Here is a 14,057-nt window from a genome sequence, read left to right on the forward strand (position 1 = left end):
TTTTGAAAAACCGGAAGAAAAACAGGAGTTTAACGTTCGACTTTTCGCGCAGCGTGGTTGGCCGCTGGCTCGTCCCGGGTGATCACGAACGCGTGATCGGATTGCGCGCAAAATGTCACACCCAGGAAAGGGCGCGTTCCAGGAAGGCTCTGCCGCCGGACCTTTGCCATTCGCCATGGGCCATGATGACCTTGTCCGGGGACCAGGCGAGAATCCTCGCCTTGCAGGCGCGGGCCTTGCGGCGATCGAAGAAACTGAGGCGCCACTCCAGCGGCGCGTAGCCCTTGCCTTCGACAATGCCCCACAGACCGGCGATCCAGCGCTGCCAGGGTTTCCAGTGGCGCGCCAGGAACCCTTGCGAGAAATGCTCGCTGAGATCGGCCAGAATGGCTGTTTTCGACGGAAGGTGACAAAACACCACTTCGTCCATGGCCGGAGACCCGGCAAAACGAACCAGATCGATCACGCCGCCCCAATCGGGTGGAGCGGCCTCGTCGAGCGCGGGTTCGAAGGCAAGGTCGTCGCGTTTGTCGATGGTGCTCTGCGGTCCCCAGAGCTTTGCCGCGGGCCAGGCTTCCTTCCAGTCCTGAAGAAACAGGTGATGGATCTTGTTGGGGCTGACCAGATGCTCCGGCACCCCAAGCGCCTCGACCCGCTGCCGGACCTCGGGCGTGAGCGCAATCGGCGACCACACCCACAAGCCTCCTCCGGGCAGGCGGACGATGACGCAGCGGGTCGAATAGGCGAAGCCGTAGAAGGAGACATTGCCGCCTTCCAGGATCCAGATGCTGTTGTCAACCGGGACCGGCGCGCTGGTCATTATTCCGACAGGACGCGCTGGGTCGGGAACATGATTTCCACCAGCGTGCCCTGGTCCGGCGTGGAATCGATATGGAAGCTGGCCCGGTTGGCCTCTACCAGCGCCTTGGTGAGCGGCAGGCCGAGACCGGTGCCGCCGCCGCGGCTCGACGTGTGCAGCTGCCGGAAGGGTTCCAGCGCGGCCGTCAGCTGTTTTGCGGTCATGCCGGTGCCGGTGTCGCGCACTCGCAGCGCGACCTCGCCGTTGCTTTCCAGCGCCGTCGACAGGATCACCTGGCCACCGGAGCGGTTGTACTTGATGGCGTTGCTGAGGAGATTGAGCACGATCTGGCGCAGCGAGCGCGGGTCGGCCACCACATTGGGCACGGAGTCCGGCAGGCTGGCACGAATGATCACCCGCTCCCGGTTGGCCTGCGGCTGCATCAGCGCCACACATTCGTTGATGACATCGTTGGTCGACACGGCCGAGAATTTCAGGTCGAGCTTGCCGGCCTCGATCTTGGACAGGTCCAGAAGGTCGTTGACCAGGCTCATGATATGCGAGCCGGACGTGCGGATGTCCTTCAGGTAATCCTTGTAGCGGTCATTGCCGATCGCGCCGAAGCGTTCTTCCATCATCACTTCGGAAAAGCCGATGATGGCGTTCAAGGGCGTGCGGATCTCATGGCTGATCTTGGCCAGGAAATCCGACTTTGCCGAGCTGGCATTCTCGGCCTGGCGCTTGGCCTGGGTCAGCTCTTCCTCGGCCGTCTTCCACTGGGTGATATCGCGCAACACCGCGCAATATTTGGCCTCGTCCTGGCTGCCGCTGATCCGGCCCATGGTCATGAACAGCGGGATCAGGCCGCCGGCCGGCACCCGGCCGAGCACTTCGCGGCCATCGTTCAGGATGCTGGCAACGCCGTTGCGCGACAGGCCGTCCAGATAGTCGGCCGCCGCGCGGTGGCTTTCCGGTGCCAGGAACTCGGTGAAGGGCGCGCCGATCATATCCGAGCGGTTGGCACTGAACAGCGCCTCGGCGGACCCATTGACCTTCAGGATCGTGCCGTGCTGGTCGAGCACCAGGACACCGTCCGTCGCGGTTTCCAGGATCGTGTCCATTTCCGCGATCTGGCTGCGCGCGCTGTCCAGTTCGGCCCGCACTTCCGCGAAGAAATTCGGCGAAGTCGGAACGGCGGCCGCCGAGGCCGGTTTCACCGGGCGTTCCGTGATCGAGATCATCAATCCGCGGCTGCCGTTCCAGGGAACGGAATGCATGTGGGCGTCGACATTGAGCACGCCGCCATCGGCAAGGCGAAGCTTCATGGCTTCGTCGACTTCACCGTCCATGCCGGCGGCATCGGGCAGTTCCTCTGCGTCGTCGATGAAGAGCGCTTCCAGACCGCCGACCTGGGACAGCTTTGCGATCGACTTGTAGCCGATCATGGCGAGCAGGGCCTTGTTGGCGTAAAGCACTTCCCGGTCATGCACGATGGCGATGCCGATCGGCAGCCGGTCAAGCAGGCTCGGGTCGATCGGTCCGGCTTCCGGCAGGTCCGGCGGCAGGTCGTCTTCCGGTTCGGATTCAGGATCCGGAGCGTCCCAGTCCGCCAGGTCCCCCTCCAGCCGCGCGCCAAGCGCCTCGGCAATCTTGCGGAAAGCCTGCCGCTCGGGCCGGGAGAGCCCGGATGTGTCGACCGGGACAACGCGGGGACGGGCTGTGGCAAGGGGAATAACCTCGCCGGTGCGCGGCGTGTCCGCCTCCTCGGCGTCCGCCGCCGCCTGATCTTCGGTTTCGAAGGCGGCGGTTTCCTCAAAGAATTCGCGTTCGTCCGTATCGACAGTGCTGTCGCCGGTGTCGGCGGAAGCGGTTTCCTCGGCGTCCGTCATCTTGTCGTCGAGGTCGGACGCCGTTGCCTCGATGGCACGGGCGTCTTCATCGACAATGTCGAAATGAGCGTCTTCCAGCGAAGGTTCAGGCGTATGCGCGACGTCGTCTGCCGCATCGGGCGCTTCACCGGCATCCGCGTCTTCGAGCCGTTCCGTTTCAGCGAAGTCAGCTTCACCGACCGGTGTGTTGTCCGCCCGGGGTTTCTCGGCGTCTTCGGAAGCTGCCTTGGCGGACGTCTCTGCCTTGCCGACATCCTCGAACAGGTCGCGGGATTTCTTTTCGTTGGCCTTGTAGGTTTTTGCCAGCGACTTCACCGCGCTTTCGATTTCGGCGGGCTTCAGGGGCGCTGGCCCGGAAATACCGACGGGTTCACTCGCCGGAACCGGCTCTGGTTCGCTCTCATCGCTGTCCGGCTGTGCCTCGGAGGCGTCAACAAGGCCCTCATCGAAGTCCATGTCATCCGCCTCATCGGCGGTGTCGGTGCTTTCCAGGTCTTCAGCTTCGACGGTGTCTTCGGTTTCTGCCGCCTCTGCCGCCTCGGAGGAGATGCCGTCCGCCAGCGCGAGAACCTCGTCCGGTTCGGGCTCCTCGCCGGGCTCAATATCAATGCCGACCGTGCTGGCCTCAACTGCGGTATCAGCCTCTGTGGTCTCAGCTGACGCGACCTCGTCGCTTTCGGCCGGATTGTCGCCCGCGTCCGTCTCGAGTGCCTGGCCGGTCTGAAGGGCGGCCAGTTTGGAATCCAGGGCAGCACCCGGCAGGTCCTCGTCAGCACCGTCAGCGGTCGCGTCCGACGTGGTTTCCGGAACCGTTGTGGCGACGCTGTCCGCTTTGGCTGTCTCTTCGACTGCAGGCGAATTGTCAGCGGCGACAGGCGCCATAGGCGGCTTCGGCGTTTCCTGTGCCTTCGGCGCGGACTTGCCGGTGAAACGGGCGAGCGAGCCGACCAGTGCGGCCGCGCTGGCGCCCAGGAAGGTCTTGCCGGCCAGACTGTCCGGCTGGGCGGGTTTCAGGTCGTCCAGCGTTGCCGGAGCGGCAGGCGTGTCCGTTGGCGCTGCCTCGGCTTGCGGTTCAGTGGTCTCCTCGGGAGCGGCGTCAGCCTGCCGGCTGTCTTCCTCGGTGGCCGTATCCAGGTTGGATGTTTTTTCTGCGGCGGTGTCGGTCTCGGCCTGAACATCCGCTTCATCTGCCGTGGCCGGTTCGGCATCGTCCGGAACCGCTGCGGCGGCATTATCCTCGATGTCTTCGGGCTCATCTGCCACGAGCGCGCCAGCTGCGCCGGCAGCCATCAGGCCGGCGGCCGGCAATGATGCATCCCTGTCCGGAACGGCATCCGCCGTACGGCAGACGCCGAAGCCGCGATAGCCCTCGAATTTGCGGTTGCGGTCGAAAGCGGGCAGGGCGGCCATGTCTACCGGCACGCGTAAGGTCGCGCCGCTGACCGGCCAGTCGATGGTCTTGCCGCTCCAGGTGTCGCGCCGGTCCAGCGCTCGGGCGATCTGGCCGCGCGGATCGAGATCGAACCGCTCCGACACACTCGCCCAGGTCAGGCCGACAATGTCGGTGGTCTCCGGGCCGAGAACATCGGCGAATTCGTCGGAGAGAAAAGTAAAGCGCTGGTCGATATCCATCTTCCAGGCAAAGCGTACCGGCCGGCGTTTCGGCTGGAAAACAAAGCCGTCCTCCGAAACAGCCTTCTCGGTTTCCACGGGCGCTGCCGCGTCGGCCTGGCCCTCTGTCTCCGGTTCAGCCTCGTCCTCGTCCTCAGCCTCGTCCTCTATCTCCGGCTGGGTGTCTTCCACAAGCAACTCGGTATCTGCAGCCTGCTCGCTGCCGGTGTCCACCGGGGATGCGGCTGCTTCTGTTTCTTCGAGAACGTCTTCCGGCTGGGTTCCGGTCGTGGTGGGCGAAACGTCACCCGCAGTCTCGGCAACAGGCTCGAAGCCTTCGCCGTCGTCCGCGATCAGATCAACCTCATCCTCGTCCGCGCGAACCCACGAGGCCGTGTCTTCCTTTGCGCCGTCCTCCGGCTCCGCAGGACCGTCATCGTCCTCAGCTTCCGGCAACGGATCTTCGGCAAGGACCGATCCGGCGGCTGCGCCAGCGGCGAGGGCAGCGGCGGCCGCAACCGGCGTGGCGCTCGCTTCGGCTTCTTCTGCGGCGTCAGCGCCGTCATCGGTCAGAGGGACGTTCTCCAGAAGCACCAGCTTTTGCCGGTCGGACACCTTGAGGACGACACCTTCGTGATAGTTGTCCTCAATCTCGATCGGGCCAAAAAGCGCATTCTGGCCGGCGGGCACATCCAGGTCTTCCGGCGAACCGGCCAATGCGCCGAACCGCTCGTCCGTCTCGCCGCCGGTCGTGACGAACACGCTGCTGTCCTCGGCGGACAGCATCTGCGCAAAGCCGCTCAGTGGATCCCGGGTCGCGGCGAGACCCTTGTCACCGCATACGATCAGCGCGGCCGCTTCGCCCGTCTCCAGAACGAGCCGTTTGCACTGGCAGGTCAGCAGCATGACCCTGAGACCGCGGTAAAAGCGCAGCCGGTCGATGCTGAATTTGTCGGTCGCGCCAGATTCGGCGATGCGGGCAATATGAGGGCGCGCAGGTGAACGCTCGAGCGAGGACAGGCTGGCGAGGTCGGAAACGCTATGGGCCGAGAAGAAGGCCGCACCTGCGGCGTTCGCCCACAGGATGCGCGCGCCATCGGACGACCAGAGCCAGGCGGCCCTTTTGTCGGCCACCAGCTGAACCAGATCATCCTTGGCGGTCAGTTCCAGGAATGATTGGGTCTGTTCGTCCATGGCTCTGCTCCAAACGGCTTTGCGCCTTAGTTGATCAGGTGCGCGGCGCCGGATTTGCCTGTATTGGTAAACACTCCGTTAATACAAGCAAACGCCCGCGTCGTCCACGTAAAGCAAGGTTGCTAAAGGGGTTACGTGAAGGCGTGGTTAATCCTGGAGGGTAAGTTTGCCGTAATGCCATCTGCGTGTTACGAATTTTTGGCATGGAAGGATTTCAGGAACCTAGCCTGACCCCTTCGTCGACCTGAGGAGCGCCGACATGAGCACAGACAAGACTGGTTTTGAAGTCCCCGAACAGATGCGCGATTTCGCCGAGAAAAGCGTTGACCAGGCCCGCAAGGCCTTTGACGACTTCATGGGCGCGACCCACAAGGCCGTCAGCAACGTGGAAGATAGCGCCACGGCGGTTCAGGCCGGCGCGGCGGATGTCAACAAGAAGGCGCTGTCCTATGCCGAAGAGCATGTCAACGCCGCCTTCAAGTTCGCCCAGGAGCTGGTCAAGGCCAACAATGTCGAGGACATGATGAAGCTGCAGCAGGACTATCTGCGCAGCCAGATGGAAAATCTTGGCGAGCAGGCGCGTGAATTCTCCAATACCGCCACCAAGGCCGTTCAGGACGCCACCAAGGCCGCCCAGAAGAAATAACAAGCTGTTTGAGGCAGGCGCAGGGCCGGGGCTCTGCGCCGTTTCACGAATTGCCGCATTGCAAAATGCCGGTTTTGGTTGTATTTTCTTTTCAGTTGCAATCCGCCAGATCCTGGGCTCGATCGACGTCTATGTCGTTCAGCTTGCAGAGCTTTGCTGGCTCTTTCTAGCAAAGAGTTCCCGGCGAAACATCAGTGTTCCCCTTCGGAAAATTTATTGTGCAGTGCAAAAAAATGTTGCAATGCAGCACGGCCTGCATTATGTAGGGGATGCGGATGACGACAGGGACCGCCGGCTGCAAGCTCGGCGGACACAAATTCACCAATGATCGCATCCGGACTCAAGGAGATGAGATCATGACAGACACAACCACCACTGCACCGAAGGCAGCACCGAAAGCCCGGACCACCAAAGCCAAAGCCGCTCCGGCTGGCGTTGCGTTCCCGGACTTCGAAGCATTCGCCATGCCGAACATGGAAGTTCCGGCCGTATTCCGTGAAGTCACGGAAAAAGGCGTCGAGAACGCTCGCGAAGCTTATGCAAAGGTCAAGACCGCTGCAGAAGACGCGACCGACCTGATGGAAGACACTTTCGAAACGTCCCGTCAGGGCGTTGTCGAGCTCAACCACAAGGCCGTTGACGCAGCCAAGGCCAATGCCGACGCAACCTTCACCTTCATCAAGGACATCATGTCCGTGAAGAGCGTGGCCGAAGCCATTGAACTGCAGTCCAGCTTTGCCCGCAGCCAGTTCGACGCTTTCAGCGCCCAGAGCAAGGAAATGCAGGAGCTGGCCACCAAGCTCGGCACCGACGTTTCCGCTCCGGTCAAAGAGGCTTTCGAAAAGTCCTTCAAGGACCTGAAGGTCAACTGATCTGGCTTGAGCCGCGCTCTTTGCTGCGGCAATCGGATAATATGCCCGGGGATCTTTCCCCGGGCATTTGCTTTTCAACAGGCCGAATTTTTACGAAAATTCGCGCTTGCCGATAAGAGCAAATGGCGTTAGAAGACGCCCTTGCAAATGGCGGTCCGGGCAGCTCCTGTCCGCGCCACTTTGACGACCTTAGCAGACGTAGCTCAGTTGGTTAGAGCGTCGGATTGTGGCTCCGAAGGTCGGTGGTTCGAATCCACTCGTCTGTACCATTCTCCCAAAAAACAAGTTGATGTGCGGCGTTTCCGGACGCACCGGAATTGTGCGTTGCGCCGGACTCAGTCTGAATAACGGTCTGGTCTTCAAAGGAGCGCGCGATGTCTTATCACGATACCCCCGGTCTCGGCGGCCGCCTGCTTCGGTTGCCCGGCCAGCTGCTGCTGGCGCTGGTCAATGCCACGGCGCTCCTGGTGATTGCCGCCTGTGTGCTCGCGCTGATCGTGTTGGGTCGCGTGGAAACGGCCGGTGACCGCATCGCCGGAACGGTGACCGACGCGGCCCTTGCCCGTCTCGACGTATCGCCGGCGGACTTCAAGACGCGTCTGGACGCGCTCGACGGGCGCCTCGAAGCCTTGTCGGCGCAGCTCGCCGATCCGGATCTTCAGGACCATTGGGAAGTTGCCCGGCAGCTGAAAGAGCTGAACGAAAATCTTGCCGCGATCAAGGTCGCGGCGGCAGGCCTCGGCAAAGCCGGTCCGGATGTGACCGCGGCCGCATTTGATCAGGCCGGTGAACTGCTCACCGATGCCCTTTATGCCGCCCGCGGCTGCGAATCCGTCACCGCGCCGGAAGAGCCAGCGAGCTGACCGCCGGGACACACGAATGTCCGGTCCTATCCCTGGAACACATCCGACCATTCGGGGTGTTTCTGGTATTGCGCCTTCACATAGGGGCAGAGCGGAATGATCTTGACCTGTTTGCTGCGCGCATCGGCTACCAGCCGCTCGACCAGAAGCTTGCCGACGCCCATGCCACGCATCGAGTCCGGCACGCCGGTGTGATCGGCGTTGATCAGGTGCTCGTTGACGATCGAAAAGGTCAGTTCGGCGGGCTCAGCGATGCCGCTGACAATTGCGACATAGCGCCCCTTGGTGCCGTCCTGTTCCGGGGTGATGAAGGGGGCGGCGGATTCGGTCATGGAGGCTCCTCACTTGGCCGGTGGTCTGCATGGCTCTTTGCTGCAAATTCCGCGTCATCCTGAGGAAGCGCGAAAGCGCTGTCTCGAAGGAGCGGCAGCTTGTTCCGGAACAGGTAGCCGGTCCTTCGAGACGGACCTGGCGGTCCTCCTCAGGATGAGGTTTGTTTTGTGGCGCGGCAGGGTGACCGCGCCGCCAAGATTTTACGCTTCCAGGTCGAACAGCAGGAATTCCGCGGTCTCCTGGGCGGTCAGCGAGATCGCGCCGGCGTCGAGCAGGCCGAGGCCGTCACCGGCGGAAAGCTGCTGGTCGTTGACCGATAGCACGCCCTTGACCAGCTGCAGCCAGACCTTGCGGCCGGGCTTGATGTCATAGGCGAGCGTCCGGTCCGCGCCGAGAAGCGAGGCGTAGAGGTCGACATCCCGGTGGATGGTGACAGAGCCGTCGCGGCCATCGCGCGAGCCGATCAAACGGAGCGCATTCTGCCGTTCTTGTTCCGGAAACGCCTTTTGCTCATAGCTTGGCTGCAGGCCGTCCTCTTCCGGCACGATCCAGATCTGCAGGAAATGTACCGGGTCCTTGTCTGAAGCGTTGTACTCGCTGTGGCGAACACCGGTACCGGCGCTCATGCGCTGCAATTCGCCGGGGCGGATCACCGAGCCGGTGCCGAGCGAATCCTTATGTTCCAGGCCGCCCGAGACGACATAGGAGATGATCTCCATGTTCTGGTGCGGGTGCGTCGGAAAACCGGCTGACGGGGCGACCCGGTCCTCGTTGATGACGCGCAGGGCCCCGAAGCCGATATGGTTCGGATCGAAATAGGACCCGAAGGAAAAAGTGTGCTTGCTCTTCAGCCAGCCGAAATCGGCATCGCCGCGTGCTTCGGACGGACGCAGTATCTGGTTCATGGTTCAATCCCTTCCCAAATGGACCGGCACGGAGAGGTCCGTGCGCTGTTGGGCTAAAGATTGGCGCAACTAGATGGTTTTACAATTCCGCCGGAATTTGACGATTAGTCTTCGATTATTGAACAGTCGCTACTGAACCGCCTTGGGCGCTTCCGCGCGCAATCGATTGCGTTCGGCGATCTGGCGGGCAACGTCGCCCCTGGCGGTCACCGGCCGGCCGGCGGGATCGAAAGCAGCCTTGAAGGTGAAGGCGTCCGCTGTCGGTCCGGTGTCGCCCAGCAGTTCGAACCGCTCAACCGCCTCCTCCCAGTCCGGCTGATGGTTCTCGGGCACCCACCACAGCACGTAGGCCGGATAGTCGGTGTCTTCCTGCATGAATTTCGGGCCTTCGCGCAGGATCTCCGCATGCGGCCCCTTGTAGACGGCGGCCAGCGCGCATTCCAGGTCCTGCCAGAGCGAGATGATGGAAGGCGCCCAGCCGTCGCCATTGTCCCGCCAGTATTTCGGATAGACCTGCTCGCCCCAGCTCTCCGGTCCCGGTTCGTCCTCATAGCCAGACCGGGCAATGAAACCTTCGGCCCGTTCCATCGCCGCCCAGACCCTGGGCTCTTCTGAATGGAAGATATCGACATCCGGATGATCCGCCCGTGTACGGAACTGCCCGAAGGCGTAAATTGCTAGCCAATGACCCGACATTCGTTTTCCCACGCCTAAATCCCGGAAAAACTCTGTCTGGAATTGCAGCCGACTTCAAGGCTCCTAGGCTTATGTGAAAACAGATTGTCCCTCCTGGATGCTGGTCTTTTGCCGTTGTGTGGTCTAAGCGCAGAAGAGGCGCTTCATTGGCCGGCACGGCGACAAGGAGACAGACGTGGAAGATCTCAGCCTATTCTCCCTCGGCCTTCTGGCCGTGGCTCTGCTGGCGACAGGTGTGGTGGCGGGTATTGTCGCCGGGTTGCTTGGCGTTGGCGGCGGCATCGTTATCGTTCCAGTGCTCTATTACATGTTCACCGCGCTGAAGATCGATCCGGCCGTCCTGATGCATGTCGCGGTCGGCACCTCGCTGGCAACGATCCTGGCGACGGGCACCTCGTCGGCGCGTTCGCATTACAAGCGCGGCAGCGTCGACATGGACCTCCTGAAACGCTGGTGGTGGGCGATTGCCCTTGGCGTGATCGCCGGCGCGACGCTGGCCGGCAACATTTCCGGCGGCGCGCTGACACTGGTGTTCGGCTTTGTTGCTCTGGCGGTCTCCGCCAACATGATGTTCCGCAAGGACGGCGCCCATCTGGCGGACAGTCTGCCGGGCTCGCCGGTCAAGGAGGTGCTTGGCTTCCTGATCGGCGGCATTTCCGTGATGATGGGCATCGGTGGCGGCACGCTGGGGGTGCCGACCCTGACCCTGTTCAACTACCCGATCCGCAAGGCGGTCGGCACGGCGGCGGCCATCGGCCTGATCATCGCCGTTCCGGGCACCTTGAGCTCGATCTGGTTCGGGCTTGGCGCGGAGGGACTGCCGCCGCTGTCGCTCGGCTATGTCAATCTTGTCGGCTTCTTCCTGATCATCCCCGCCTCGACCCTGACAGCACCGCTCGGTGCCAAGATCGCCCACACGATCGATCCGTCCAAGCTCAAGCTGGTCTTCGCCCTGTTCCTGGGCTTCACCGGCCTGCGCATGATCTACGGCGTGCTGTTCTGACAAGGCTTTGCGTTTCAGCCGCGGCGTTGATGGGTGCATCAAAAGGTTTTATTGGTACCTAGAAGATTAATCAGGGATACTGACTTCTCCTGATGCGGCCCGGGCGCCGCTGCCCAAACCCTTGGAATGAAATGCTGAAGAAGAATGTCACCATCAGCCTTGACGGCTGTGTGCGGGGCGCGACGCTGTGTTTTCCGGCATCCCCGGGCATCATCGCGCTTGGCCTCGTGTTCGGCACGGTTGCCGCGCAAAAGGGCCTGAGCTTCCTGGAAACGATCATGATCAACTCGCTGGTCTTTGCCGGCGCCAGCCAGTTCGTTGCCATGGAAGTCTATGGCAGCCCGCTGACCTGGGGACTGGTGGTTGCGATGATCGGGGTTACAGCGGCCGTCAACATGCGCATGCTGCTGATCGGTGCAAGCTTGCGCCCCTGGCTCGGTCAGGTGCCCGCGTGGCAGACCTATCCGGCGCTGTTCTTCCTGACCGACCTCAACTGGCTGCTGGCGATCTCCGAATATGACAAGGGAACCCGCGACTGGGGTGTTTATCTCGGTGGTGGCCTGTTCTGCTGGTCGATCTGGTCGCTGTCGGTGGTGCCGGGCTATTTCGCCGGCAGTCTCATATCAGATCCGAAAGCCTTTGGTCTGGACGTGGTCCTTCCCGCCTTCTTCGCAGCGCTCCTGGTGCCGCTCTGGAAGGGCAAGAGGCAGACCTACAGCTGGGCCGTTGCCGGCGGCGTCGCCTGTCTCACCTGGTATCTCTTCGGCGGTTACTGGAGCATCTTCACCGGTGCCATAGCAGGCGCGTTCGCGGGAGCCTATCTCGATGACTGAGGGACTTTTCTCCGCCGACATGATGTTTGTCACCGCCGTTCTCGGCATGGTCGCGGTCACCTATTCACTCCGGGCCGGAGGCTACTGGGTGATGGGGCGCCTGCCGATCACGCCGCGGGTGCGCCGTGGCCTGGAATCCCTGCCGGGTGCGATCATTGTCTCCACCATCCTGCCGATCGTCCTGAAGGGCGGACTGGCGGTGGCTCTGTGCCTGGTTGTGGCCGTTGCCGCCCAGATCAAGCTGCGCAAGGAATATGTCGCCGTCTTCTGCGCGGTCGGCGCCGCCGCCGCGTTCCGCGCGGCCGGCCTATAGGGTCAGCGCTTCCCGGGCGAGGGCCGCGGTGCGGTCCTTGTCCGTGGCGGCATTGATCCCGGCCCAGGTCATCTCCCCGATGTCGTAGCCGAGCTGCGTTTCGACCACGGCCGTCGTGGCGTCTGACGCGTCTCCCTCGCGGCTGCTGACGCGGCTTTTCAGAATATCGGCGGGTGCCGTCAGCCACAGGCCGGAAAAACCTGCTTCGACCCGGAGGGCGATGTCCCGAATGCGTTTGCGTTCGTCTTCGGACGCAAACACTGCGTCGAAAATGGCCGAATGCCCGGCAGCGAGCACGCCCTGGATGGCCTCGTCCAGAGCTTGGTAAACCTTGTCCGACGCCTCCTTGGTGTAGGCTTCCGGCGGTGCCTTTTCGGTTTCGGCAATGCCCAGGAGACGCTTGCGCATCACATCGGTGCGCAGGACACGCGCGCCCGGCGCGCGGCCGATATCGGGTGCAATGTCATAGGCGAGCGTGGTCTTGCCGGTTCCCGACAATCCGCCGATAGCGACGAGCTTTGGCTGCGACGGGTCCAGAAAGGCCAGGGCGTAGCGGAAATAGGCCTGGGCCTGGTCCTGCTGCTGCTGCCTTTGTGCCGGGTCCGTTTGGGCGAGGGCCGCGCTTGCCGCGATCTTGGAGCGGATCGCCGCGCGCATCATCAGATAAAAGGGCAGGGCGGCGAGGCCTTCAGGATGGGTGTCCAGCAGGCTCTTGTCCAGATAGCGATTGAACACCCGGTTGGCGGCCCGCGGCTGACCGCGCTCCCACAAATCCATCAACAGGAAGGCAAGGTCGTAAAGCACATCACCGGTGGCAATGGCGTCGGAAAACTCGACCGCGTCAAACAGGGTAGGCGCCCCGTCGATCAGCACGATGTTGCGCAGATGCGCGTCGCCGTGACAACGGCGCACCAGATCCTGGTCGCCCCGGCGCAGGATCAGCTCGTGCAGGCTGGCCAGCACCGTGCGCGACGTCTCGGTGAGGTGCCGAACGTCTTGGGCGGGGAAAAGCTCGGGATGTTCGTGAAAGGCGGCTTCGTTCTGCTCCACATAGGTCGCCAGCTCAGCGTGGAAGCCAGCGCCATCACGCACGGGCGCCGCCTTATGGGCGGCCACCATCATGTCGGCGAGGCGGTCGGCGAGGGCGTCGTCGAAAGGGCCCGTTTTAGCCATCACGTCCAGCTCGTTGCGGCGCTCGAAGCGGTTCATCTCCACCACCCATTCGACCGGATCGCCCGAACCGTCCAGGGCGAGCGTGCCATTCGGCTCCCGGGTGATGGCGAAGGCCCGGCGATAGATCTGTGGTGCGTTGGGTTTGTTGCAGGTGATTTCCGACTTGCAGGCCTCTTCGCGCAATTGCAGCGTGGAATAGTCGAGGAACGGATAGCGGACCGCTCTCTTGACCTTGTAGGCGCGGCCGCCGATCAGAAAGACGATATTGGCATGGGTGTCGATCCGTTTGACGTCCGGCCGGTCCGGATCGTCTGAGGGCAGGCCGCCCAAAAAGACAAGAGCTTCATTTTGGGATTGTGCCTGATCCATGTTCCGTCCTTGAATAGAAGCCTTGTCACCATGCCCCAAATGACGAGCGGTCTGTTTGATCCTTCTCAATGTGAGGCCCTGTCGATGTGGCACAAATAATCAGGATTGTCAGTAAAGGAGGGCTCCATGAGCGACCATCCGGGTTTGAAGAAGATCAGGCTGAACCTGGCCAGAACAAAAGAATATCCCCAGGGCTCGGCGCGCCATGGTTATGAATTCACCGCTCCGTTGGATCAGACCGGCCATATCGATGCCGCGATCTGGAAAAAGGAACGTGCGCATTGCCGCGTACGCCGCTTCTGGGGCGATGAGGAAGAAGAGATCGGACACCTGATCCACCGTCCCGGCGGCTCCTGGGCGTTCCACTATGACATTGACGGCGACGACGACGACGAAGCCGGCTACCGCTTCGGCACCCATGCCTTCAACCCGGGTGAATATGTCTCTATCAAGGACGAGGACGGTGACCTGCACACCTTCCAGGTGGTCACGGTCCAGCCGATCTGAGGCATCACAAAACAGTGCAACAGCCAGAGAGCGGGCGTCGGGCAACCGGCG

13 protein-coding genes and 1 tRNA gene are annotated in these 14,057 nt (G+C 62.4%); 8 read left to right on the forward strand and 6 right to left on the reverse strand.

The genetic code is table 11. The features are described from left to right. Nucleotides 1–115: 115 nt before the first annotated feature. Entirely contained in the window at nt 116–820 is a 705-nt protein-coding gene (locus M0H32_RS00395; protein WP_248149331.1) for a DUF4336 domain-containing protein, read from the reverse strand. Next, on the reverse strand, nt 820–5,493 hold the full coding sequence (locus tag M0H32_RS00400) for an ATP-binding protein (RefSeq protein WP_248149334.1): 4,674 nt from the start codon (nt 5,491–5,493) through the stop codon (nt 820–822). Before M0H32_RS00400 ends, M0H32_RS00395 begins: the two co-directional genes overlap by 1 nt. A 259-nt stretch (nt 5,494–5,752) precedes the next feature. Between M0H32_RS00400 and M0H32_RS00405 the strand changes: the two genes are divergently transcribed. From M0H32_RS00405 to M0H32_RS00420, 4 genes are all read left to right on the forward strand, one after another. Then, nucleotides 5,753–6,139 carry a phasin gene (locus tag M0H32_RS00405; RefSeq protein WP_248149336.1) on the forward strand — a complete coding sequence of 129 codons (387 nt, stop codon included), beginning with the start codon at nt 5,753–5,755 and terminating at the stop codon, nt 6,137–6,139. 356 nt (nt 6,140–6,495) lie between these two features. Continuing rightward, entirely contained in the window at nt 6,496–7,011 is a 516-nt protein-coding gene (locus M0H32_RS00410; RefSeq protein WP_248149339.1) for a phasin, read from the forward strand. Between the two features lie 192 nt (nt 7,012–7,203). Continuing rightward, nucleotides 7,204–7,280 (forward strand) — tRNA-His (locus M0H32_RS00415). Nucleotides 7,281–7,385: 105 nt separating this feature from the next. Further along, entirely contained in the window at nt 7,386–7,874 is a 489-nt protein-coding gene (locus tag M0H32_RS00420) for a hypothetical protein (protein ID WP_248149342.1), read from the forward strand. Between the two features lie 26 nt (nt 7,875–7,900). On the opposite strand, the gene M0H32_RS00425 is transcribed toward M0H32_RS00420, so the two are convergent. From M0H32_RS00425 to M0H32_RS00435, 3 genes are all read right to left on the reverse strand, one after another. After that, nucleotides 7,901–8,206 carry a GNAT family N-acetyltransferase gene (locus tag M0H32_RS00425; protein WP_248149345.1) on the reverse strand — a complete coding sequence of 102 codons (306 nt, stop codon included), beginning with the start codon at nt 8,204–8,206 and terminating at the stop codon, nt 7,901–7,903. 201 nt (nt 8,207–8,407) lie between these two features. Beyond that, nucleotides 8,408–9,112, reverse strand: coding sequence for a pirin family protein (locus M0H32_RS00430; protein WP_248149348.1), 705 nt, complete (start codon nt 9,110–9,112; stop codon nt 8,408–8,410). 129 nt (nt 9,113–9,241) lie between these two features. Continuing rightward, on the reverse strand, nt 9,242–9,808 hold the full coding sequence (locus tag M0H32_RS00435) for a DUF3291 domain-containing protein (RefSeq protein ID WP_248149352.1): 567 nt from the start codon (nt 9,806–9,808) through the stop codon (nt 9,242–9,244). Nucleotides 9,809–9,983: 175 nt separating this feature from the next. On the opposite strand from M0H32_RS00435, the gene M0H32_RS00440 reads away from it, so the two are divergent. The 3 genes from M0H32_RS00440 (at nt 9,984) to M0H32_RS00450 (ending at nt 11,957) form a co-directional block, all read left to right on the forward strand. Next, entirely contained in the window at nt 9,984–10,811 is an 828-nt protein-coding gene (locus tag M0H32_RS00440; protein ID WP_248149355.1) for a sulfite exporter TauE/SafE family protein, read from the forward strand. A 131-nt stretch (nt 10,812–10,942) separates the two neighbouring features. Beyond that, on the forward strand, nt 10,943–11,644 hold the full coding sequence (locus M0H32_RS00445) for an AzlC family ABC transporter permease (protein ID WP_248149357.1): 702 nt from the start codon (nt 10,943–10,945) through the stop codon (nt 11,642–11,644). After that, nucleotides 11,637–11,957 (forward strand): AzlD family protein, encoded by a 321-nt coding sequence (locus tag M0H32_RS00450; protein ID WP_248149359.1) that lies wholly within the window; start codon nt 11,637–11,639, stop codon nt 11,955–11,957. Before M0H32_RS00445 ends, M0H32_RS00450 begins: the two co-directional genes overlap by 8 nt. Here the strand turns inward: M0H32_RS00450 and M0H32_RS00455 are convergent. Then, a complete protein-coding gene (locus M0H32_RS00455; protein ID WP_248149361.1) occupies nt 11,952–13,499 on the reverse strand; it encodes a bifunctional aminoglycoside phosphotransferase/ATP-binding protein in 1,548 nt (515 codons plus the stop codon). The genes M0H32_RS00450 and M0H32_RS00455 overlap by 6 nt on opposite strands. A 126-nt stretch (nt 13,500–13,625) precedes the next feature. Here M0H32_RS00455 and M0H32_RS00460 point away from each other — a divergent pair, with 126 nt between their 5' ends. Further along, complete coding sequence (locus tag M0H32_RS00460) at nt 13,626–14,006, forward strand: hypothetical protein (protein ID WP_248149363.1); 381 nt, start codon at nt 13,626–13,628, stop codon at nt 14,004–14,006. Nucleotides 14,007–14,057: the final 51 nt, after the last annotated feature.

The organism is Roseibium sediminicola (assembly GCF_023156505.1).
GTDB classification, from domain to species: domain Bacteria; phylum Pseudomonadota; class Alphaproteobacteria; order Rhizobiales; family Stappiaceae; genus Roseibium; species Roseibium sediminicola.